This is a genomic window from Thalassotalea piscium (assembly GCF_030295935.1).
In the GTDB taxonomy this organism is placed as follows: domain Bacteria; phylum Pseudomonadota; class Gammaproteobacteria; order Enterobacterales; family Alteromonadaceae; genus Thalassotalea_B; species Thalassotalea_B piscium.
The window spans coordinates 1,315,198-1,336,894 of sequence record NZ_AP027362.1 but is presented as its reverse complement, the minus strand read 5'-3'; the positions used below and the strand labels follow the sequence as shown (position 1 = coordinate 1,336,894).

Sequence of the window (21,697 nt, the reverse complement as noted above, 5' to 3'; positions counted from 1 at the left end):
GCAAACTATCACCAAATTATTAGTAATATCAAGAATAACCGCCAATTAGACCACAAACCACGGTATATTGAATATAAAAAACTGGTCTGTTTTGTCAGTTTTGGTCATTATTCTAAAAATAATGGTCCAAATTTTCGCTTTGGTAAATTAAATTCTTCAGGGTAATCAACACCAACAAAGTATAAGCCTGAAGCTGGGGCTGTTATTCCTGCTAAGCACCTATTTTTTGCCATAAGCACTTCTTCAATCCACTCTACCGGTTTTAGCCCTTGCCCTACTTTCATCAAACTGCCAGCAATGTTGCGCACCATATGATGTAAAAATGCATTACCCTTAACTTCTAATACTAAATAATCACCATGGCGAGTCACTTTTAGATGATGCAATGTCCGAATGGGTGAATGAGCTTGACAATGCACTGTTCTAAAAGAGGTAAAGTCATGCTTACCCACCAAATATTGTGCAGCCGTAGCCATTAATTGTTCATCTAAGGGGTAATGACAAAAACTTAAACCATGGCTTAAAATAGCCGAGCGTAATGGACTGTTATAAATAATATAACGATATCGCCGCGCTGTAGCACTAAAACGAGCATGAAAGTCGTCACTGACCTCTTTGACCCAGGTTACGGCAATATCTTTAGGTAAATTAGTATTTACCCCTAATGTCCAAGCAACGTCTTTTCTTACTTTAGTTGTATCAAAGTGAATCACTTGATTAGTGGCATTAACACCGGTATCAGTTCGGCCTGCACATACGACTTGAATTGGCTCATCGGCTATTTTAGTTAGGGCTTCTTCCAATCTTTGTTGAACACCCACCACACCCTTTTGACGCTGCCAGCCATAATATTTACTACCATCATATTCTATGCCTAAAGCATATCGCATTAACTTCCCCTAAACCTTACTTGTTTTAAGCGCGCGTATTATAACAATATGTGGAAGAAAGTAATTGTTTTTGAACTAAGAGATAATCCATTAATTTCTTATAAAGGATTTTTGATAGCATGAAAGCACGATAACAACGCTAAAATTTCGACAAAAATATACACTAATCATTGAAATTTGGCTATATGAACCCTATCTTCGTATTAACTTAGTTAACTATTTTCAGTACATTAATGAGAAATCCTAGAGTTTATCAAAACCAAACTTTACAAATAGAGACTACAATTGAATTAGATGCTGATGCATTTGGTCATATTATTCGCGTATTACGTTTAACTAATAACGACAACATTACCTTATTCAATGGACAATTATTTGAGGGTAAATGGGGTGAATTTAATGCAGAGCTTATCAATGTAGGTAAAAAAAGCGCTCAAGCTCTTATTCATTCATTTACTGAAAAAAATACAGAATCGCCGCTTAATATTCATTTAGGTCAAGGTATTTCTCGTGGTGATCGTATGGACTTTACCCTGCAAAAGTCAGTAGAACTAGGTGTAAATACTATTACACCATTATTTACAGAGCGTTGTGGTGTTAAACTAAATGCAGAGCGATTAAATAAAAAACGAGAGCAATGGCAAAAAATAGTGAATAGCGCTTGCGAGCAAAGTGGGCGTTGTAACGTGCCTGAAGTTAAGCAACCTGAACAATTAACCGATTGGCTAGCTCAGCAAAGTACTGCTTTAAAATTGAATTTACACCCAAAAGCTCAACACTCTATTATGTCGATACCCGAAATTAATGATAGAGTTCGTTTACTAGTTGGCCCTGAAGGCGGCTTAACCGATGAAGAAATTACCACTGCTGAACAATACAATTTTCAACCGGTATTATTAGGACCAAGAGTACTAAGAACTGAAACAGCAGCGTTAACCGCAATTACTGCGCTACAATGTCGTTATGGCGACATTAAATAATAGTAGGAAAAAAAATGACAATTAAGCTTGGCATAGTGATGGATCCCATCTCAGAAGTTAACGTTCGTAAAGACTCATCAATGGCAATGATGTTTGAAGCCCAAAAGCGTGGTTATCAGCTTTATTACATTGAAATGAAAGGTTTATATTTAACCCAAGGGCAATGTAGAGCCAGCACAAAGCAAGTTAAAGTATATGACGACCCTGAACATTGGTATGACCTAGGTGAAGCCGAAGATATTGCTTTAGAGTCTTTAGATGCTGTTTTAATGCGTAAAGATCCTCCTTTTGATACCGAATATATATACGCCACTTATATGTTAGAGCGTGCTGAATTAGCGGGTACATTAATTGTTAACAAACCACAAAGTTTACGAGACTGTAATGAAAAGCTATTTACTGCTTGGTTTCCTGAGTTAACACCAAAAACATTAGTTACGCGCAACAATGATCTTATTCGTCAATTTTATCAAGACAACAAAGACGTGATCATTAAACCGCTTGACGGTATGGGCGGTTCTTCTATATTTCGCGTAAAAGAAAACGATCCTAACGTGGGGGTTATTCTAGAAACATTAACCGCACATGGTAGCCAGTATGCAATGGTGCAAGAGTTTATTCCTGATATTAGCAATGGCGATAAGCGCATTTTAATTGTAAATGGCGAACCTATGCCTTATTGCTTAGCTCGTATTCCGGCTAAAGGTGAAACCCGAGGAAACTTAGCTGCAGGCGGTAGAGGTGAAGCTCGTCCATTGTCTGCAACAGATAAATTAATTGCTGACACCATAGCGCCAGAATTGAAAAAACGTGGACTATTTTTTGTTGGTTTAGATGTTATCGGCGACAAAGTAACTGAGATCAACGTTACCAGCCCTACATGCATAAGAGAAATTGAAGCTGCATATCCGATAAACATCAGTGGTAAACTAATGGATGCTATTGAGGCACATTTAGTTAAATAATCAGGAAAACTGTACTTCGGCTAGTACCAATTTTTGATGAAGTTATTAAGGTGAAATAGTGGACAGTTTAGAGAATCATTTACTCATTGCTATGCCAAGTTTAGGCGAGTCGTTTTTTGGTAAAACAGTAACCTATATCTGTGAGCACAATAAAGAAGGTGCTATGGGGCTTATTATCAACTTACCCGTTAATGTGACTCTAAATGAACTGTTATCCCAGTTAGACAGTAAAAAGCAGAATCTACCAGCTCTAGAGCAAATGGTGTTAAGCGGTGGGCCTGTTTCTCCTGATAGAGGTTTTGTTTTACATAGTCCTCAAGACTGTTGGAGTAGTTCATTAGCGCTAAGTGATGAGGTAATGATAACAACCTCAAAAGATATTTTAATGGCATTAGGTACTGAAATTTCACCACCCAATTACTTAGTCGCGCTGGGTTACGCTGGTTGGGGGCCTGGCCAGCTTGAGCAAGAAATTCATGAAAACTCATGGCTAACAACGCCCGCTACTAGCGATATTTTATTTAACACTCCTATAGAAAATCGCTGGCAAAAGGCAGCGCAACAGCTCGGGATTGATGTTGCTCACTTATCATCTGAAATAGGTCATGCTTAATGACAAGTAGCACAAGCAACGAAGGCAAACGCACCATTATTGGTTTTGACTTTGGCAAAAAATTTATTGGTCTTGCACTTGGTCAAGAGTTAACGGGTAGTGCAAGACCACTTGGTGCGGTTAAAGCAAAAGACGGTATTCCCCAATGGCCAGACATCGCCAAGTTTGTTAATGAGTGGCAGCCCGACTTTTTTGTTGTGGGGTTACCGCTTAATATGGACGGAAGTGAACAACAGTTAACATTAGATGCCAAAAAGTTCGGTAATCGTTTGTCTAATCAATTTGCAAAACAGGTTATCTTTCAAGACGAACGTTTGACTACAGCAGACGCAAAAGAGCGCTTATTTGCTCATGGTGGCTTTAAGAATTTACAAAAAGATAATATCGATGCTTTGTCAGCAGCACTGATCATCGAAAGTTATTTTGAAGCTCAATACAATTCGTAAACTTATGGTGTAACACTTGTTATAATAATCCCCTCTTGATTATTAAACGTAACTCGCATCCATGAATATCATTGAAATTATTCTGCCATTAGCGCTCATTTGTTTTTTGGGCTATGGCTGTGCTAAACATTCATGGCTGAGTAAAGCTGATATAGATGCGATCAGTAAATTAACCTTTAAATTGTTAATTCCTGCATTTTTATTTCAAAAAATGGCAACAACTGAGCTTGCCGGTAATGTTAATATTAATTACTTTTTCGCCTTCTACGGCCCATTGCTGTTCAGCTATAGCATTGCATATTTAATTAATTATAGTTTTCATACTGAGCACAAAACCCATTCTGCGCCCTCTTCTGTTTTTGCCTTAGGCGCAAGCTATTCTAATACCGTAATTGTAGGCATACCCGTATTAATTGCAGCCTTTGGCGACAACTCAATTAGCCTAGTATTTCTCATTATTACCTTTCATAGTGCCTTATTGTTTACCTTAACGAGTGTGTTAGCAATAAACAGTCAAAGACAAAATGACCCCAACAAAGTAAAAGATGCTATTTGGCATAAGCTTGCTCAGCAAACTTTACTAAACCCATTAGTTGCTAGCATCACATTAGGGTTGATAGTTAACCTCCTACCAATTTCTTTACCTGCTGTACTTAACAACACCCTTATTTTATTAGGTAGCCCTGCTATTGCATTGGCATTATTTTTACTAGGGTGCTCACTCACCTTTTACCGCATAAAACAGCAAAAGTACTTCATTACTTTCGCAACAATAATGAAGCTGATAGTGCTACCAGCGCTTGTTTACATAACCAGTAAGCATTTACTGAAATTACCCTACGAGGTAATTTGTACTTTAGTCATTATTAGTGCATGCCCAACAGGGGTTAATGCCTATTTAATTGCTAAAATACAAAACATTCAACGTGAAACAGTTGCTGGCACAATTGTCGCTTCCACCTTATGTTGTCTTATAACTTTACCTTGCTGGCTTTGGCTACTATCAAAAGATGCACTTTAATTAAATGACTTTATTCAATGATGCCCCATGCTTTACCGAATTCAAACACGCTATTGAAGGCTTTGCTCTACCGAAGCGATTTACCTTTCCTTTTTATTACCAACCCCATCCTCTATGCCAATTAGCCGCAAAAGAATTACAGCGCTATTTAGACGAACAAACACAGTGGCAGCATAATTTTGGCTTAACAGGCAATACTGAAGATGCAACAGGCAAAATGTTTGGGGTACTAATAGTTAAAAAAAGTGATAATACCATCGGTTACTTATCAGCATTTTCAGGAAAATTAGCAGATAAAAATGTTCACCAGCATTTTGTTCCACCAGTATTTGATATGTTAATTAAAGAAGACTTTTTCTTAACAGAACAACAAGCAATTAACAAAATAAATGATGATCTTGATTCGCGCCTTCGAAACGAAGCATATACTGAAACTAAACAATTACTTTCACGCTACCTAACCGAATCTGTTAACGAAATAACCCAATTACAACACAGTAATGCTGAGCAAAAAAAACAACGAAAAGCGAAAAGAACCTCAGCAAAAGTAACATTATCAGAGCATAATTTTAATGCGCTAAATGAACAATTAAATAAAGAAAGTGTTGCAAATAAAAATAGTTTAAACGCATTAAAAGCGCAATGGAAAAGCCAAATAGAACAGTTAGAGCAAGCATTGTTAGTACATAACAACGCAATTGATAAGCTTAAATTAACACGCAAAAAACGCTCTAATGCATTGCAAAAAAAACTCTTTGAACATTATCAGTTTCTAAATATAAAAGGGGCTAAAAAAGACCTTAACACTATTTTTAAAGACTCTGTGCATCCACCACCAGCTGGCGCAGGTGAATGTGCCGCACCCAAACTATTACATTATGCCTTTGCTAATAATTTAACGCCTTTAGCAATGGCCGAATTTTGGTGGGGAGTATCACCAAAGTCTGAAATTCGTCAGCATGGTAACTTTTATCCAGCATGTATCGGCAAATGCCAACCAATTTTAACTCACATGCTTGAAGGCATGGCAATTGATAATAATCCATTGCTAGAAAACCCAGCCGCAGGCAAAACCTTAGCCATTATCTATCAAGACACTCACATTGTTGTAGTAAATAAACCGGCTGAATTTCTTTCTGTGCCAGGAAAACACATTAACGACTCAGTGTTAACGAGAATAGAACAATTATTTCCGCAAGCAACAGGCGGCATAATTGTTCATCGACTTGATATGTCTACGTCAGGTTTAATGGTATTAGCCCTTAACCCTCGCGCCCACAAAGGCTTACAAAAGCAATTTATCAAAAGAGAAGTGAGCAAGCGTTATATTGCGGTTATCTCAGGGAAGGTAAATAGCACTGAAGGTAAGATCACGCTTCCACTGAGAGGTGATCTAAACGATCGCCCAAGGCAATTAGTGTGTAATGAATTGGGGAAAAAAGCGGAAACTACATGGCAGCTGATTTCACAATCAGACAAAGTAAGTCGCGTATATTTATACCCTAAAACAGGTAGAACTCATCAATTGCGCGTACATTGCGCCCACAGCGACGGTTTAAACTCACCTATAGTGGGTGACGATTTATATGGAAAAAAAGCTAATCGATTGCATTTACATGCACAACAACTCGCTTTTTGTCACCCAATTACAAAAGCACCATTGACCTTTGAGTGTGAACCCGACTTTTAATTAACCGCAGTTAAAGCCTAATGAATGATTAGGCTAGGTGCTAACGTTGAAGGTTATTGCTAGCAGCAAACACCAAGTTATTCTTTAGGCTCTAACCCATCTAAGGTTACACCCGCTAGCGAGCCAGAGCCGCCTTGGTCATTACTGCGCAATTTAATCATTAAGCGTAAATCGTTAGGTGAATCAGCATGATGCAATGCATCTGCATAGTTAATTAAACCGCGTTGGTATAAAGTAAATAAAGCCTGATCAAAGGTTTGCATTCCTTGTTCAGTAGACTTTTCCATAACTTCTTTAATGCTACTAATATCACCTTTTTTAATTAATTCACCAATAAACGGCGAGTTTAATAAAATCTCAATTGCTGCAACTCGGCCATTGCCATCGCGGGTAGGAATAAGTTGTTGAGCAATAATGCCGCGTAAGTTTAATGCTAAATCAAATAACAATTTACCATGTTGATCTGAAGGCACTAAGTGCATTATCCGGTCAATCGCTTGGTTTGCGTTATTGGCATGCAAGGTAGCAATACACAAATGCCCTGTTTCCGCGAAACTTAATGCATGTTCCATTATTTCTTTTGAACGGATCTCTCCAATTAAAATAACATCAGGTGCTTGTCGTAACGAGCTTTGTAATGCGGCATCAAACGATTCGGTATCTAGCCCAACTTCGCGTTGGGTAATCATCGACTTACCATGTTCATGTACAAATTCAACTGGGTCTTCAATAGTAAGAATATGCCCACGAGAGTTTTTATTTCGATAACCAATTAACGCTGCCATCGAGGTTGATTTACCGGTGCCGGTACCACCTACAAATAGCACTAAACCACGTTTAGACATTACAACGTCTTTTAGAACTGAGGGTAGCCCTAAATCGTCGGCACTTGGTATTTCGGTAACAATACGACGTACAACCATGCCAGCCATATCTCTTTGCCAAAATGCGGATACACGAAATCGACCAATGTCATCAATAGAAATTGCAAAGTTACACTCTTTCTCTTCGTCGAATTGCTTCTTTTGCTTTTCATTCATTGCATCATGCACTAAACCTAACGCTTCATCTGCGGTTAGCACTTGTGAATCGATGGGTTGTAACTCGCCATTTATTTTTGCGCTAACAGGTAATTTAGCTGTTACAAACATGTCGGATGCATCTTCTTGCACCATTTTAACTAGTAAATTATGAAATCTCATATAATGCTCTTTTCATTATGCATGTTAGGGGCTGTTCATTTTTAAATTTTGTGGCGCTTGATAGAGTAGCCAATCTACACACTGAATGCTTACCAGTATCAAATGCATATTAAGTTTCATACCGTGCTTTGCACGGTATCAGTACTAAAGCCCATTAGCCAAGAAAGAAACAGGGTAATAGCAGAAACTAAAATTAACATTAAACAACCACAGCAGTGCTAATATGTTTTAAATTGATTTTTATCTGCCGCTTTTTCCATCGCATCTTGGCGCGAAATCATGCCGCGATTAACCAAGTTTTGTAAACATTGATCCATTGTTTGCATACCATGCGACATACCCGTTTGAATAGCTGAATACATTTGTGCAATTTTGTCTTCACGAATTAAGTTACGAATAGCTGGAACACCTATCATAATTTCATGCGCAGCTACGCGTCCGCCGCCAACTTTTTTAACTAGCGTTTGTGAAATTACCGCACGTAATGATTCAGATAACATTGAACGCACCATAGACTTTTCTTCGGCTGGAAACACATCAATAATACGGTCTATTGTTTTTGGTGCTGAAGTTGTATGCAAGGTACCAAAGACTAAATGGCCCGTTTCTGCTGCTGTCATTGCTAAACGAATGGTTTCTAAATCTCGCATTTCACCCACAAGAATAACATCAGGGTCTTCACGAAGCGCAGAACGTAGCGCATTATTAAAACTTAATGTATCACGGTGTACTTCCCGTTGGTTAATTAAACACGATTTATTTTCATGAACAAATTCTATCGGGTCTTCAATGGTTAAAATATGGTGATATTTATTTTTGTTAATATAGTCAACCATAGCCGCTAGCGTAGTTGATTTACCCGAACCAGTAGGGCCTGTAACAAGCACTAAACCACGAGGGGTGTCAGAAATATCTCTAAAAATATCAGGGCAACCAAGCTCTTCAAGCGAAAGCACTTTACTAGGAATGGTACGAAATACTGCCGACGGCCCACGGTTTTGATTAAACGCATTCACCCTAAAACGTGCTAAATTTGGTACTTCGAATGAAAAATCGACCTCTAAGTTTTCTTCGTACTCTTTTCGCTGTCTATCATTCATAATGTCATAAACAAGACCATTAACATCTTTAGCGTCAAACGCTGGAATATTTAATTTTCTAACATCACCATCAACGCGAATTGAAGGAGGAATGCCGGTAGAAAGATGTAAATCAGATGCATTATTTTCTACGCTAAACGCGAGTAATTCGGTAATATCCATAAAAACCTCTTTGATTTAACAGATTTCCAGCGAAAAGCTGAAAGGCTATACTTAATTTTATGATGTGTATTAAAGATAATATTGCAGCAGTTAATCTGCAAATAAAAAGTGCTTGTGAACAAGCTAACAGATCGCCCGAGCAAGTTACTTTGCTGGCTGTAAGTAAAACAAAACCTATTGAATTGATTAAGCAAGCTTACCATACGGGGCAACTCAGCTTTGGTGAAAACTATATTCAAGAGGCGGTTGACAAAATTAGTCAATTGAAACATTTGCAGGATATTGTTTGGCATTATATTGGCCCTATTCAGTCGAATAAAACAAAGCTTATTGCTGAAAATTTTGATTGGGTACAAAGTGTTGATAGAGCCAAAGTTATCACTCGCTTAAATGATCAAAGGTCTTGCAACCATACCCCGCTAAACATTTGTTTACAAGTGAATATTAGCCAAGAAAGTACAAAATCTGGCATTGCAATTAACGAAGTTAACACCCTTGCAGAGCAGGTAGCTTTGTCGCCAAATTTAACCTTAAGAGGCTTAATGGCGATCCCTGAGAAAAATAATGCGGCGCAAAGCTTTAATCAAATGCACAAGCTGTTTACTACATTAAAGCAACGCTATAATACAGTTGATACCTTATCAATGGGAATGTCTGGCGATTTAAACGATGCAATTAATGCTGGCTCAACTATGGTGCGCATTGGTACCGCCATTTTTGGTGAAAGATAAGCCTCACTATGTTAAAATTGCACCAGTTTATATTCGTTCAATTAATTGAAAAGATAATTGAAATAAATACCATTTAACCACAACTCAACTTTTCGTTGTTAAAATTAGCGATGTTAAAATCAATAAAAAAAGCACAGTTTTGCGGTTGATGGCTACACATTTTTTAGGAGATATATGACCAAATTAGCATTTATAGGTGCAGGAAATATGAATGGCGCCATTCTTTCAGGGTTAGTCAATAAAGGGTTTAATCCACAAAACATTATTGTTGCAAATCCTTCGGCGCCAAAGCGTGAAGCGCTTAGCGAGCAATATGGAGTGTTGCATACGAGTTCAAATATAGAAGCTGTTGCTTTTGCTGATTATGTAATTTTAGGGGTAAAGCCTCACTTAATTGCACAAGTATGCCAAGAGATTGCAACTGAAACAGCGATAGAAAACAAGTGTTTTGTCTCGGTTGCTGCCGGTTGTACCATAGAACAAATTCAACAAGCCTTAAATGGTCAATACCCTGTGATCAGAGTAATGCCAAATACGCCATCGCAATTAGGTTACGGCGTAAGCGGTTTATATGCTTCAATTGATGTAAGCGAAAACCAAAAACAACAAACAGCCGAATTTATGAAATCTGTTGGCATCATAAAATGGCTTAATACTGAAGCTGAAATAGACCATATTATTGCAGTTTCAGGCTCTGCCCCTGCTTATTTTTTCTTGTTTATGGAAGCAATGCAAAACAAAGCAATAGCCTTAGGCTTTACTGAACAAGAAAGCCGAGAATTAGTACAACAAACAGCACTTGGCGCTGCACAAATGGTAATTAATAACGACTTACCCATTAGCCAATTACGAAAGAACGTGACATCGAAAGGTGGTACTACGCAAGCGGCGCTAACCACATTAATTGATGGTGGCTTGGAACAACTTGTAACAAATGCAATGGATAGTGCCTTGCATCGTGCTAAAGAAATGGCTGAGAATAGCAATTAATAGTGTAAATACGAATAATAACTTTGGAGTTTGGTAATGGAAGCAATTAATTATTTGCTTAAGTTTGTTTTAGATACTTTTGTTCTAGTATTAATTTTTCGTGTATGGCTTCAAGTAGTAAAAGCAGACTTTTACAATCCTTTAAGCCAATTTATTGTAAAAGTTACTAACCCTTTGGTTATACCGCTACGCCGAGTTATACCCGGGTTTGCTGGTTTAGATATTGCAACGATAGTGTTAATACTATTAGTTTCGACTTCTAAATATATAATTATCCCAATGATGAATGGCGGGCCTTTCGACCCGGTATCAGCGCTGTATTTTGGTTTTCTGTTTTCAATAAAACAAGTAGGTTTTTTATTATTTGTAGCAATGTTAATAATGGCAATAATGAGTTGGGTGGTGCAAGGCTACAACCCTACACAAGTTATATTCCACCAACTAACAGAGCCTTTTTTAAACCCTATTCGCCGCATAGTACCCAGTATTGGAGGCCTAGACTTATCGGTATTAATCGCCTTTTTATTACTTAATGTAATTAATATTTTATTATCAGGTTGGATCCCATACTGGGGTATGTTGTAACAACTCATTGTTAGAACAGCCAAGGCTATGTTTTAAGCTATATATTAAAAAGAGTAATATTATGAATAACTTATTTTTTAAAAGTGTTTTTACACTATTGTTTGTATGGTTAGTTTCATTTCAAACAGTCGCCGAAAACATGAAAAAGCTCGGCAGTATGAACGTGCATTATATTGCGATTGATGCAACATTTTTAACGCCTGAAGTAGCTAAAGCCTACAACATTGTTCGCAGTCGTTATAATGGTTTAGTTAACATTTCTGTAATGGACAATACCATTGAAGGCAACCCAGCTAAAACAGTACGTATTACAGGCACTGCCAAAAACTTAGCAGGTCAAAGTAAAACACTTGAATTTACCGAAGTAAAAGAAGGTGATGCAATTTATTACCTTGGCCAAGTGAGTTATCGCAACGACGAAACTATTAATTTCGACTTAACCATTACCGACGGTAAAGAAACACACACGTTAAGCTTCTCACAAAAATTTTATGTTGACTGAGCTTAGTTAATAATGAACAGCATGAAAGCTACACCGCTTTTTCGCTGTTCACCTTTCTCTTGAATTTAAATTTTCCTCCCACTGTATTGACGATCAAACCTAGCATGACTAGCAGTCCACCGATGCCCTGTTGGAGTGAGAGTGTTTCTTTTAAAAACAGCGTAGCACAAATTAAGCCAACAACGGGCACGCCTAAGGTTAACGGCGCAACTTGTCCAGTAGGATAATGTTGCAGTAAATAACTCCATAAACTGTAACCTAATATTGAGGCACCAAAAGTTAAATATAAAATTACGCCGACTGAGATAAGGTTAAAATTAGTCAGTGCGGAGATAATGGCTTCCTGCCCTTCAAAAAATAACTAGAAAGTAAGAATGGAATAAATGCGATCCAAGACGACCAAACCACTAAACCTATGCTTGCTTTATAACCACGTTGATTAATTACACGGTTGACTACATTACCTATTGCCCAGCTTATTGCCGCAACGATAGTTAGCACAAAGCCTAATAAAGTCATCGGAGTATCTGCACCGGAAAAACCTATAACTGTTAAGCCAATTCCAGCAATTACCATAGCGAATATTTGTGGTAGTTTGATCACTTCTTTTAACATAATCGCTGAAAATATTAAGGTAAAAACCGCTTGAGATTGCAGTACTAGTGAAGCTAATCCGGCAGGCATACCATAAGCCATTGCGCTAAATAAAAAAGCGAATTGACCAAAGCAAAGTGTTAGCGCATAAGCTGCCATCCAATGCCATGGAATAGATGGTTTTTTAACAAAAAGTGAACCGAGTGATGCCACACAGAGAAAACGTAATGCCCCCATTAATAACGGTGGAATGCTTTCAACACCCAACGCAATAACAATAAAATTAAAACCCCAAAGACAAATAATAATTAAGCCTAAAAAGCTATCCTTTAGTGACATAGTAAACCCTTAATCAATTAAAATAACACTCGCACATACTCCCCCTTTTATTGATATTAAGGTATGATGCGCACTGATAAAAAATACGCTTTAGGGCAAGCCAACTTATGTCAACATTCATGCAAAAGTCCAATTCAACAATAGTACTCGCAACGGGTAATCCTGGTAAAGTTAAAGAGCTAGATAATTTACTGACTCAATATGGTATTAATATCAAACCTCAAAGCGAGTTTAATGTTTCCGACGCCGACGAAACAGGTACAACGTTTATTGAAAATGCGATTATTAAAGCCAGACATGCAGCTCAAATTACTGGTTTACCCGCAATAGCCGACGACTCGGGGCTAGAAGTTGATGCGTTAAACGGCGCGCCCGGTATCTATTCAGCCCGTTACGCCGGTGAGCGTGCAAACGATGCGCTCAATAATGCCAAGTTATTAAAAGAAATGCAGGGTGTTGAAAACCGTAGCGCACGTTTTCACTGTGTTTTAGTGTTCATGCAACATCATTTAGACCCAACCCCTGTTGTTTGTCATGGTGTTTGGGAAGGCAGTATTTTAACCGAGGCTAAAGGTGAGCAAGGCTTCGGCTACGATCCTTTATTTTGGCTTGAAGCACAACAAATGACCTCAGCACAATTACCACGAGAATTAAAGAATCAATTGAGTCATCGTGCTCAAGCCTTAAAACAATTAGTTCAACACTTAAAAAAAGTAAAATAACCGATGCTGACTGCCCCTCCCCTTTCGCTCTACATTCATATTCCTTGGTGTGTACAAAAATGTCCGTATTGCGACTTTAATTCACATGAATTTGGCAAAGGTAAAGGCCAAAAAGAAATACCAGAACAAGCGTATATTATTCAGTTAATTAAAGATTTAGATGATGATATTAAACGCTTTTCATTAACAAACCGCCCACTGCACAGTATTTTTATTGGCGGCGGCACGCCAAGTTTATTTTCAGCTCAAGGAATTGGTTCAATACTTGAACAAGTACTGGCTCGCTTTGACCATAACAGTGACATTGAAATAACTTTAGAAGCCAATCCGGGTACAGTAGAAGCCGATAAGTTTAAAGGTTTTGCCAAAGCTGGAGTTACTCGCCTTTCAATAGGCGTACAAAGCTTTGCCTCCGATAAGCTGATAAAGCTAGGGCGTATTCACGACAGCGAACAAGCTAAAATTGCCGTACAACTTGCCAAAACAGCAGGAATAACAAGCTTTAATTTAGACTTAATGCATGGTTTACCTAACCAGTCGTTAGAAAATGCCTTAGACGATTTACGCATCGCAATATCATTAAACCCTGATCATATTTCATGGTACCAGCTTACCATTGAACCTAATACCGCCTTTTATTCAAAACCACCTAAGCTACCGCAAGACGATACCCTTTGGGATATTCAAGAACAAGGCCTTGTACTACTTGCAGAGGCAGGTTATCAACAATATGAAATTTCAGCCTATAGTAAAGCCAATAGTAAAGCCGATAAGCGATGCCAGCATAACCTTAACTATTGGCAGTTTGGTGACTACCTTGGGATTGGCTGTGGTGCTCACGGTAAAATTACCGATACCACTAATAACACCATTACACGAACAGTTAAAGTAAAACACCCTAAAGGTTACTTAGATCAAGATCGTGAGGCATTAGATAAACTAATTATAGTTTCAGAAGACGAACTGCCGTTCGAGTTTATGATGAACTTACTGCGTCTAAAACAAGCTTTTACCCTTGAACACTTTGAACAAACCACTGGGCTTAGTTCCGAAGCAATACAACCTGCGCTAACGCTCGCAGAAGCGAAAGGCTTGATGAGCCATACTGACTCACATTGGCAGGTAACTGAGCTAGGTCACCGTTATCTTAATGATTTATTAGAATTGTTCTTAGTTTCGTAAAGCAGCACCCAATGGCCTTATAACATGACAGAAATTATAACAAACACTGAAGAGCAGCATTTACTTGATATTCAATTTATGCAACGGGCATTCGCATTAGCTGATATTGCCCAGCAGCATAATGAAATACCGGTAGGCGCAGTGGTAGTTGCTAATAATGAAATTATTGGTGAAGGTTATAATCAATCAATCATGCTTAATGACCCTTCCGCCCATGCTGAAATGTTAGCTATTCGCCAAGCGGGTAACGTGCTTAATAATTATCGCATGATCGATTGCACTTTATACGTTACTTTAGAGCCTTGCCCTATGTGCGCAGGTTTATTGGTGCATAGTCGCATTAAACGCTTAGTGTTTGGCGCGGCAGATCTTAAAACCGGTAGTGCTGGCAGCGTTTTTTGTCTTACCCATCATGATAAATTAAATCATCAAATTGATGTGGTTTCAGGAGTATTAGCCGAGCAATGCAGTGAGCAATTATCCACGTTTTTTCAACGTCGGCGGGCTGAGAAAAAAGCAATTAAAGCGGGGAAAGTGGAAAAAGCTAAAGATTAATTTAGAACAACCTGAAAACGCTAATCTATACGCCCTCGCTATAACATCATCCGCCTAATTTTAATCATACGATAGCTTTAGGTTAGTTCTGATTAACCAAAAGGCAAAAAGAAAGACCTGACCCCTTATGTCCATACTAAGTTTCATTATTTATTTCCCTATTGAATAACCTGTGTTTTTACAAAATAACAAATATCTTGCGTTTCGTTTGAAGGCTTCCCTGTACTAAGTAAACTAGGTTGAAGCTTTATTTGCTCAGGATCATAAGATGGCGTGAATGTAACCACTGCTATGGCATTTTTTTCATCAATAGTTTGATTATATGCGCGTAAGGGGTCACTGATATGTGTATCAACATTGCCAAATAATGCGATGAAATAAGTGTTATTAAACAGCAGTGGGCGTATAAATGGGTCAGATATATGTGGCCAATAATAGTTAGTATGACCATTTTTATAAACTGTCGTTTCTTTGATTGGATACTCTTTTAAGGTGTAACTGTCAATTAGGCTGCCTAAATAGCCCATTTCAAGTGTGTACTGTTTATTACGCTCAGCACCTGAAAGCTTTGTTAATGCATTCCCCTTATATACGTATATACTGTCATAGGCTCTGTTTTCAAATGTACTCGCGCCATTACGTTGAAAGGTAATAAACTCATCTTCGCCATTATTATCAATATCAAAATAAGCCCCTTTTTTAGGATATTTAGTATAAGTGGCATATTCCTCTTGTTTTCCAACTTTAGAGATTAATTCGTCAGCAAAGTTTGGCTCAATATGGCGCTTACGCTTAATCATAAAAAAGTCTTGATCCCATTTTAACCAGTTGAATTCTTTATGTTCACCCAAGGCAAGTTTGCCTTTATGACGTACATCCATATTAAAAACCTGATATAAATGCTGGCAAACATCATCATTTTTGCTCATGGTTAAAAGGTAATTATCAGCCTGAGCAACTGATATAAGTAAACTCCCAACAAGAAGTAAAAAAATTTTATATATACTTTTCATACCTAACTCCATTAACAAAACTAATAATTTATATTTTTTCATTAACTATCTCTCACGCGCTCCTTCACTCACCCCACGCATTAATGGCGCTAGTAAAAACTCCATTAATCGCCGAGTACCTGTTTTTATTTCTACCGTTACTAAGAAACCTAAGGGTCAGGTCTTGCTTTTTGCCACAATTTTACTCACTCGAGAATAGTGTAACTTAAAAAAATTACCAACTTCTTTTAACGTATAAGCACCTGATAAATAAGCTGCATTTATTGCTTCATCCCTATTTGATAACGATTTAGCATACTCTTCAAGTGATAGAGCCTGTTTCCGCATTTGCTTATGTGGTATTTCGGATAAATTATCTTTCTGATCTTTAGAAAACCTAAGGAAAACCTAAGGGTCAGGTCTTGCTTTTTGCCACAATTTTACTCACTCGAGAATAGTGTAACTTAAAAAAATTACCAACTTCTTTTAACGTATAAGCACCTGATAAATAAGCTGCATTTATTGCTTCATCCCTATTTGATAACGATTTAGCATACTCTTCAAGTGATAGAGCCTGTTTCCGCATTTGCTTATGTGGTATTTCGGATAAATTATCTTTCTGATCTTTTAATAAAGCTAAATGCTCGTCGACAAAATCACTATTACCCAAAAACAAAAAAGAAACCTAAGGGTCAGGTCTTGCTTTTTGCCACAATTTTACTCACTCGAGAATAGTGTAACTTACAAACCTAAGGGTCAGGTCTTGCTTTTTGCCACAATTTTACTCACTCGAGAATAGTGTAACTTAAAAAAATCACCAACTTCTTTTAACGTATAAGCACCTGATAAATAAGCTGCATTTATTGCTTCATCCCTTTTAGATAACGATTTAGCATACTCTTCAAGTGATAGAGCCTGTTTCCGCATTTACTTATGTGGTATTTCGGATAAATTAGAAGCAAACCTAAGGGTCAGGTCTTGCTTTTTGCCACAATTTTACTCACTCGAGAATAGTGTAACTTAAAAAAATCACCAACTTCTTTTAACGTATAAGCACCTGATAAATAAGCTGCATTTATTGCTTCATCCCTATTTGATAACGATTTAGCATACTCTTCAAGTGATAGAGCCTGTTTCCGCATTTGCTTATGTGGTATTTCGGATAAATTATCTTTCTGATCTTTTAATAAAGCTAAATGCTCGTCGACAAAATCACTATTACCCAAAAACACCTGATTAATAATATTGCCCCTAAGATTTACCGCTTTACCTTGCTCTACAAACTTTGCAAATTTGTGCCGAGCTGTTGTTTTATATTTTGAAAAGTGTAATAACACTTTGTCAATTGCAAGCCATTTTGGCGTTGGCACTTCTCCCATAACATAATGCCAACTACTCCACTGCCACTCTGATAAATTATTGACCATTTTTGCCCTAATTGGATTTAAAACAATATACCTATTTAACTCCAGTAGATAAGCGTCCTTATCTACCAATATCGCTTTATACCGCCCTTGGAATAAGTGCCCTACACGACGGTGCTTTCTATTAAAACATTGCGTATATACACCGTTTAGCTGCCTCATTCCTTTACTTAGGTTCGCATCAGGTGTTTCTAATAACAAATGGTAATGGTTTGTCATCAAGCAAAATGAGTGAACAGCCCAGTTATAACGCTCACATACTTTACCTAATAAATTTAAAAAACTTTCAAAATCTGACTTTTCAATATATATCGGCTTTCTCTCATTTCCCCGCGAGGTAATGTGATATAAAGCACCTGAAAATTCTAATCTAAGTGGCCTCGCCATAACTTTATCCGTCTAATTTTAATGACTCGATAGTTTTAGATTAGTTCTGATTAACCAAAAGGCAAGAAGCAAGACCTGACCCCTTTTGTTAAAAGGCAAGAAGCAAGACCTGACCCCTTTTGTTTTACTGTCCTTGTTATTTTTTATTTTTTGTTATTTTACAGCGCCCGCATTTACCGCTGATTTTACGCACAACGAAAAAACAGTCCGGCAACATGCGCCTGTTATAAGTTTTTCTCGTTTTCTTTGTTATGCCATACTCTTAATATGTAAATAGTTTCGTCGGTAATTAAATACCGTACAGTGTAGTCACCAACATATAGATCGCGAATTTTCTCTGGGTCAGGGGCTTTAATAACAGGTATGCCGATTTGAGGAAATTGCTTTAGCTTAGAAACACCCTCTTGAAGATCAATTGCGATTCTTCGAGCTGCATACTGATTTTTAGCTTCAACAAACTCTACAACTCGTTGAAGATCTTCGATAGATTTAGGGGAATACTTAACCTCTATCATTTAGGTGGCTCTTTGCGCTCACCATTGCCCCAGCTGTTTAACCAAGTATTAACGTCGGCTTCAGCAAGGGATTTACCAGACTTAATGGACTCTAAAGCTATCAATGTATCAGACCACCTTGAGTCCTCTACTGCCTGTCTAGACAAAAACTCTTTAATCGCTTGATTTATAAGGTAGTTTTTACTTCGGTCTAATTTGGTAGCTAAGGATTCAAGAGGCTTCTCTATGTCATCTGCTAGCCGGATACTTGTAATACTCATCAGAACGCCCTTTGTATTCACATGTAATACATCTTAGTACAAATTAGATTTCAGAGCTAGAGTAATTTATAACGGCGCGTTAACTGATGATAATAATACTGAATCCATTTGAAAGCGTGTTGTTAAACGATTTTATACTCGATTTTGCAGTTTTATGTAAGTCATATGTAAGGGTCAGGTCTTGCTTTTTGCCACAATTTTACTCACTCGAGAATAGTGTAACTTAAAAAATCACCCACTTCTTTTAACGTATAAGCACCTGATAAATAAGCTGCATTTATTGCTTCATCCCTTTTAGATAACGATTTAGCATACTCTTCAAGTGATAGAGCCTGTTTCCGCATTTGCTTATGTGGTATTTCGGATAAATTATCATTCTGACCTTTTAATAAAGCTAAATGCTCGTCGACAAAATCACTATTACCCAAAAACACCTGATTAATAATATTGCCCCTAAGATTTACCGCTTTACCTTGCTCTACAAACTTTGCAAATTTGTGCCGAGCTGTTGTTTTATATTTTGAAAAGTGTAATAACACTTTGTCAATTGCAAGCCATTTTGGCGTTGGCACTTCTCCCATAAGATAATGCCAACTACTCCACACTCGCTTATAAAATCTTGGAAATATAAACGACTGTCCTTTTTTTTTTACTATTTTATTCTTTTGTTTTGTCTTTTGCCGTTTTTTCTAACAAAGTTAATTTTACCTGTTGAATGTAATCTTCAATTTGTTGTTCTAATACATTTAACGGTATAGAGCCATTTTTCAACACTTGATGATGAAATTCACGTACATCAAAATCACGCGCTAATTCAGTTTCTGCTTGTTGGCGTAATTTTCTAATGGTTATTTCACCTATTTTGTAAGACAAGGCTTGTCCCGGCCATGAAATATAACGGTCAATTTCTGTTTTTACATTATGTAATGATAACGCTGTGTTATCTTTCATAAAGTCCATTGCTTGCGCTCTTGACCAGCCTTTCATATGCATGCCCGTATCAACAACTAAGCGCGCAGCGCGCCACATTTCATAACTTAGTCGACCAAAATCAGCATAGTGATCGGTATAAATACCTGCTTCTATGCCTAACCATTCTGAGTATAATCCCCAACCTTCACCAAAAGCTGAAATATAAGCATGTTGGCGATACGATGGTAGATTGTCTAATTCACTATTAAGCGATATTTGTAAATGATGTCCCGGAACTCCTTCGTGTAGTGTTAACGCAGGTAATGCATAAAGTGGGCGTTTGTCTAAAGCATAGGTGTTTACCCAGTATGAACCCGAATGACGATCAGTTGCCGGGCTAATATAACGTCCTGTGGTATATTTTGGCGCAATAGCCTCTGGTACAGGTGCTACTCCGTATGGCGTACGTGGTAAATGCTTAAATAATGAAGGTAATTTGCCATCAATTTGTTTGGCGATATAAGATGCTTCTTTAATTAGCTCGAGCGGTGTTCTTGCATAAAATTGTGGGTCGGTGCGTAAAAAGTGGGTAAATTCAGCAAAGCTGCCTTCAAAACCAATGTTAAGTATTACTTCGTCCATTTCAGCACGAATTCGTGCAACTTCACGTAAGCCCAATTGATGAACCTCTTCAGCGGTCATCTCTGTGGTGGTAAAGTGTTTCACTCTATTTTCATAAAAAGCGCGTCCAGCGGGCGTTGACGATACCGCAATATTTTTACGAGCTTTAGGAAAGTATTCTTGCGTAAAAAATTGATAATAACTTTCATACGCTGGAATAATTTGTGTGGATAGTAAAGTACGAAGCTTAGCTTGCTGTGCTTTTACAAGTTCTTGGTCAAGTAACTTAGGCACTGATGCGAATGGTTTAAAAAATACCGATTGCTCAATACTTTCAGGAATAAAGGCACTAATTGACTGTTCATAACCAATTAATACCGCTTGCGGTTGTGTAATACCTGATGCTAAACCTTGGCGCATCCAATAAATATTTTGTTCAAAGTACTCAGGTAAAGCTGCCATTTTATTCACATAGTTTTCAATATCTTGTTCCGTTGAAAACTCAGTACTATCAATCATAAAGTTAACATTAGAATGAAAACCTGATTCTGACTTAAGCGGGAGATAATGTGATTTAAACTGATAATTGGCAATTCGGTTATCAAGCTGCGCTTTAATAATAGCGTAGTTAATTTTATTATCGGCTGACAATGCCGTTTGATCTATTTGTTCAAACTGTGCTGCTAATGTTTGGCGCTGTTCAAACTGTGTTTGTAAGTATTGAGGTGATAAATCAGGCCAATAACGCTTTTGATCATCTGCTGCAGCAACTTCATAAACACCTTTACCGGCACGTTGATTTAATAATTGCTGCACTGTGCTATCAAAGGCTTGGTCAGCACTTACTTTGTTCGGTGTGGTTTGACAAGCAGTTAACGAGATAATAGTGGCCGTTACCACCAAAAGCTGAGTAAATAAACGACTCATATAAATACCTATTTATAATAATAATGTTATAGGCAACATAGCCCAAATAGCATCAGATAAATAGCATTGCACGATGAAAAGTAAAGATTATCAGTTGAAAGTGAGAGATAAAAAGTAAAGAGATAAAGGTAAGTGTTTAAAGATAAGGGGGTAGAAAATAAAAAGCCAATTAAGCTTGTGCTAATTGGCTATGTGTTTCTTGTATAAACTGTGCATGACGGCGGCAGTTTAATTTTTGCTTTAGTCTACTTTGCATACGTTTACGTTGTATTGCTTGAGAAAGTTTTCTCGTTCTTATTGACATTATTGTCTCCTTTGTCGTTTAGTTAAAAAATTAACCTATGTTTGCCAACGTTAAAATACTGTTTGTTGTATTGCCTATTGTATTAA

At 37.6% G+C, this 21,697-nt stretch carries 26 protein-coding genes; 13 read left to right on the top strand and 13 right to left on the bottom strand.

The features are described from left to right. Positions 1-107: 107 nt before the first annotated feature. Entirely contained in the window at positions 108-890 is a 783-nt protein-coding gene (truA, locus tag QUD79_RS05790; RefSeq protein ID WP_184425730.1) for a tRNA pseudouridine(38-40) synthase TruA, read from the bottom strand. 233 nt (positions 891-1,123) lie between these two features. Here truA and rsmE point away from each other — a divergent pair, with 233 nt between their 5' ends. From rsmE to QUD79_RS05760, 6 genes are all read left to right on the top strand, one after another. Beyond that, the gene (rsmE, locus tag QUD79_RS05785; RefSeq protein ID WP_184425728.1) at positions 1,124-1,870 is read left to right on the top strand and encodes a 16S rRNA (uracil(1498)-N(3))-methyltransferase; all 747 of its coding nucleotides are present in this window, start codon (positions 1,124-1,126) and stop codon (positions 1,868-1,870) included. Positions 1,871-1,884: 14 nt separating this feature from the next. Continuing rightward, on the top strand, positions 1,885-2,835 hold the full coding sequence (gene gshB, locus QUD79_RS05780) for a glutathione synthase (protein WP_184425726.1): 951 nt from the start codon (positions 1,885-1,887) through the stop codon (positions 2,833-2,835). Positions 2,836-2,893: 58 nt separating this feature from the next. Next, positions 2,894-3,448: a YqgE/AlgH family protein gene (locus QUD79_RS05775; protein WP_184425724.1), complete on the top strand. Its 555-nt coding sequence runs from the start codon at positions 2,894-2,896 to the stop codon at positions 3,446-3,448. Further along, positions 3,448-3,894 (top strand): Holliday junction resolvase RuvX, encoded by a 447-nt coding sequence (ruvX, locus tag QUD79_RS05770; RefSeq protein ID WP_184425722.1) that lies wholly within the window; start codon positions 3,448-3,450, stop codon positions 3,892-3,894. The genes QUD79_RS05775 and ruvX overlap by 1 nt, the downstream gene beginning before the upstream one ends. 61 nt (positions 3,895-3,955) lie before the next feature. Then, positions 3,956-4,915 carry an AEC family transporter gene (locus QUD79_RS05765; protein ID WP_184425720.1) on the top strand — a complete coding sequence of 320 codons (960 nt, stop codon included), beginning with the start codon at positions 3,956-3,958 and terminating at the stop codon, positions 4,913-4,915. 4 nt (positions 4,916-4,919) lie between these two features. After that, on the top strand, positions 4,920-6,605 hold the full coding sequence (locus QUD79_RS05760; protein ID WP_184425718.1) for a pseudouridine synthase: 1,686 nt from the start codon (positions 4,920-4,922) through the stop codon (positions 6,603-6,605). A 77-nt stretch (positions 6,606-6,682) separates the two neighbouring features. Here QUD79_RS05760 and QUD79_RS05755 read toward each other — a convergent pair whose 3' ends face one another. Together QUD79_RS05755 and QUD79_RS05750 are read right to left on the bottom strand one after the other, a co-directional pair. Further along, positions 6,683-7,807: a PilT/PilU family type 4a pilus ATPase gene (locus tag QUD79_RS05755; protein WP_184425716.1), complete on the bottom strand. Its 1,125-nt coding sequence runs from the start codon at positions 7,805-7,807 to the stop codon at positions 6,683-6,685. A gap of 218 nt (positions 7,808-8,025) precedes the next feature. Further along, the gene (locus tag QUD79_RS05750) at positions 8,026-9,069 is read right to left on the bottom strand and encodes a type IV pilus twitching motility protein PilT (RefSeq protein ID WP_184425714.1); all 1,044 of its coding nucleotides are present in this window, start codon (positions 9,067-9,069) and stop codon (positions 8,026-8,028) included. Between the two features lie 59 nt (positions 9,070-9,128). Here QUD79_RS05750 and QUD79_RS05745 point away from each other — a divergent pair, with 59 nt between their 5' ends. The 4 genes from QUD79_RS05745 (at position 9,129) to QUD79_RS05730 (ending at position 11,877) form a co-directional block, all read left to right on the top strand. After that, a complete protein-coding gene (locus QUD79_RS05745; protein WP_184425711.1) occupies positions 9,129-9,800 on the top strand; it encodes a YggS family pyridoxal phosphate-dependent enzyme in 672 nt (223 codons plus the stop codon). A gap of 174 nt (positions 9,801-9,974) precedes the next feature. Continuing rightward, positions 9,975-10,790 (top strand): pyrroline-5-carboxylate reductase, encoded by an 816-nt coding sequence (gene proC / locus QUD79_RS05740; protein ID WP_184425708.1) that lies wholly within the window; start codon positions 9,975-9,977, stop codon positions 10,788-10,790. Positions 10,791-10,826: 36 nt separating this feature from the next. Then, a complete protein-coding gene (locus QUD79_RS05735; protein WP_184425706.1) occupies positions 10,827-11,375 on the top strand; it encodes a YggT family protein in 549 nt (182 codons plus the stop codon). A 61-nt stretch (positions 11,376-11,436) separates the two neighbouring features. Further along, on the top strand, positions 11,437-11,877 hold the full coding sequence (locus QUD79_RS05730) for a DUF4426 domain-containing protein (RefSeq protein WP_184425704.1): 441 nt from the start codon (positions 11,437-11,439) through the stop codon (positions 11,875-11,877). Positions 11,878-11,905: 28 nt separating this feature from the next. On the opposite strand, the gene QUD79_RS05725 is transcribed toward QUD79_RS05730, so the two are convergent. Together QUD79_RS05725 and QUD79_RS05720 are read right to left on the bottom strand one after the other, a co-directional pair. Beyond that, positions 11,906-12,142, bottom strand: coding sequence for an EamA family transporter (locus QUD79_RS05725; RefSeq protein ID WP_286290776.1), 237 nt, complete (start codon positions 12,140-12,142; stop codon positions 11,906-11,908). Between the two features lie 56 nt (positions 12,143-12,198). Next, a complete protein-coding gene (locus QUD79_RS05720) occupies positions 12,199-12,810 on the bottom strand; it encodes an EamA family transporter (RefSeq protein WP_246455010.1) in 612 nt (203 codons plus the stop codon). Between the two features lie 107 nt (positions 12,811-12,917). On the opposite strand from QUD79_RS05720, the gene QUD79_RS05715 reads away from it, so the two are divergent. The 3 genes from QUD79_RS05715 to tadA are packed head-to-tail and all read left to right on the top strand — an operon-like array spanning position 12,918 to position 15,269. After that, on the top strand, positions 12,918-13,532 hold the full coding sequence (locus QUD79_RS05715) for an XTP/dITP diphosphatase (protein ID WP_246455009.1): 615 nt from the start codon (positions 12,918-12,920) through the stop codon (positions 13,530-13,532). A 3-nt stretch (positions 13,533-13,535) separates the two neighbouring features. After that, positions 13,536-14,714 (top strand): radical SAM family heme chaperone HemW, encoded by a 1,179-nt coding sequence (hemW, locus tag QUD79_RS05710; RefSeq protein WP_184425702.1) that lies wholly within the window; start codon positions 13,536-13,538, stop codon positions 14,712-14,714. Positions 14,715-14,738: 24 nt separating this feature from the next. Further along, entirely contained in the window at positions 14,739-15,269 is a 531-nt protein-coding gene (gene tadA / locus QUD79_RS05705) for a tRNA adenosine(34) deaminase TadA (RefSeq protein WP_184425700.1), read from the top strand. A gap of 158 nt (positions 15,270-15,427) precedes the next feature. Here the strand turns inward: tadA and QUD79_RS05700 are convergent, their stop codons facing one another. The 8 genes from QUD79_RS05700 to QUD79_RS05665 all read right to left on the bottom strand — a co-directional run bounded on the left by QUD79_RS05700 (position 15,428) and on the right by QUD79_RS05665 (position 21,611). Beyond that, positions 15,428-16,324 carry a hypothetical protein gene (locus QUD79_RS05700; protein WP_184425699.1) on the bottom strand — a complete coding sequence of 299 codons (897 nt, stop codon included), beginning with the start codon at positions 16,322-16,324 and terminating at the stop codon, positions 15,428-15,430. Between the two features lie 352 nt (positions 16,325-16,676). Continuing rightward, positions 16,677-16,937 carry a hypothetical protein gene (locus QUD79_RS05695; RefSeq protein WP_184425697.1) on the bottom strand — a complete coding sequence of 87 codons (261 nt, stop codon included), beginning with the start codon at positions 16,935-16,937 and terminating at the stop codon, positions 16,677-16,679. A gap of 295 nt (positions 16,938-17,232) precedes the next feature. Next, the gene (locus QUD79_RS05690; protein WP_184425693.1) at positions 17,233-18,072 is read right to left on the bottom strand and encodes a transposase; all 840 of its coding nucleotides are present in this window, start codon (positions 18,070-18,072) and stop codon (positions 17,233-17,235) included. A gap of 224 nt (positions 18,073-18,296) precedes the next feature. Beyond that, positions 18,297-18,587 (bottom strand): type II toxin-antitoxin system RelE/ParE family toxin, encoded by a 291-nt coding sequence (locus tag QUD79_RS05685; protein WP_184425691.1) that lies wholly within the window; start codon positions 18,585-18,587, stop codon positions 18,297-18,299. Further along, positions 18,584-18,847 (bottom strand): ribbon-helix-helix protein, CopG family, encoded by a 264-nt coding sequence (locus QUD79_RS05680; protein WP_184425689.1) that lies wholly within the window; start codon positions 18,845-18,847, stop codon positions 18,584-18,586. Before QUD79_RS05680 ends, QUD79_RS05685 begins: the two co-directional genes overlap by 4 nt. Before the next feature lie 203 nt (positions 18,848-19,050). Next, positions 19,051-19,428 carry a hypothetical protein gene (locus QUD79_RS05675; RefSeq protein ID WP_184425687.1) on the bottom strand — a complete coding sequence of 126 codons (378 nt, stop codon included), beginning with the start codon at positions 19,426-19,428 and terminating at the stop codon, positions 19,051-19,053. Positions 19,429-19,504: 76 nt separating this feature from the next. Further along, the gene (locus QUD79_RS05670) at positions 19,505-21,307 is read right to left on the bottom strand and encodes a DUF885 domain-containing protein (protein WP_184425685.1); all 1,803 of its coding nucleotides are present in this window, start codon (positions 21,305-21,307) and stop codon (positions 19,505-19,507) included. Between the two features lie 169 nt (positions 21,308-21,476). After that, entirely contained in the window at positions 21,477-21,611 is a 135-nt protein-coding gene (locus tag QUD79_RS05665) for a hypothetical protein (protein WP_281401856.1), read from the bottom strand. Positions 21,612-21,697 lie beyond the last annotated feature (86 nt).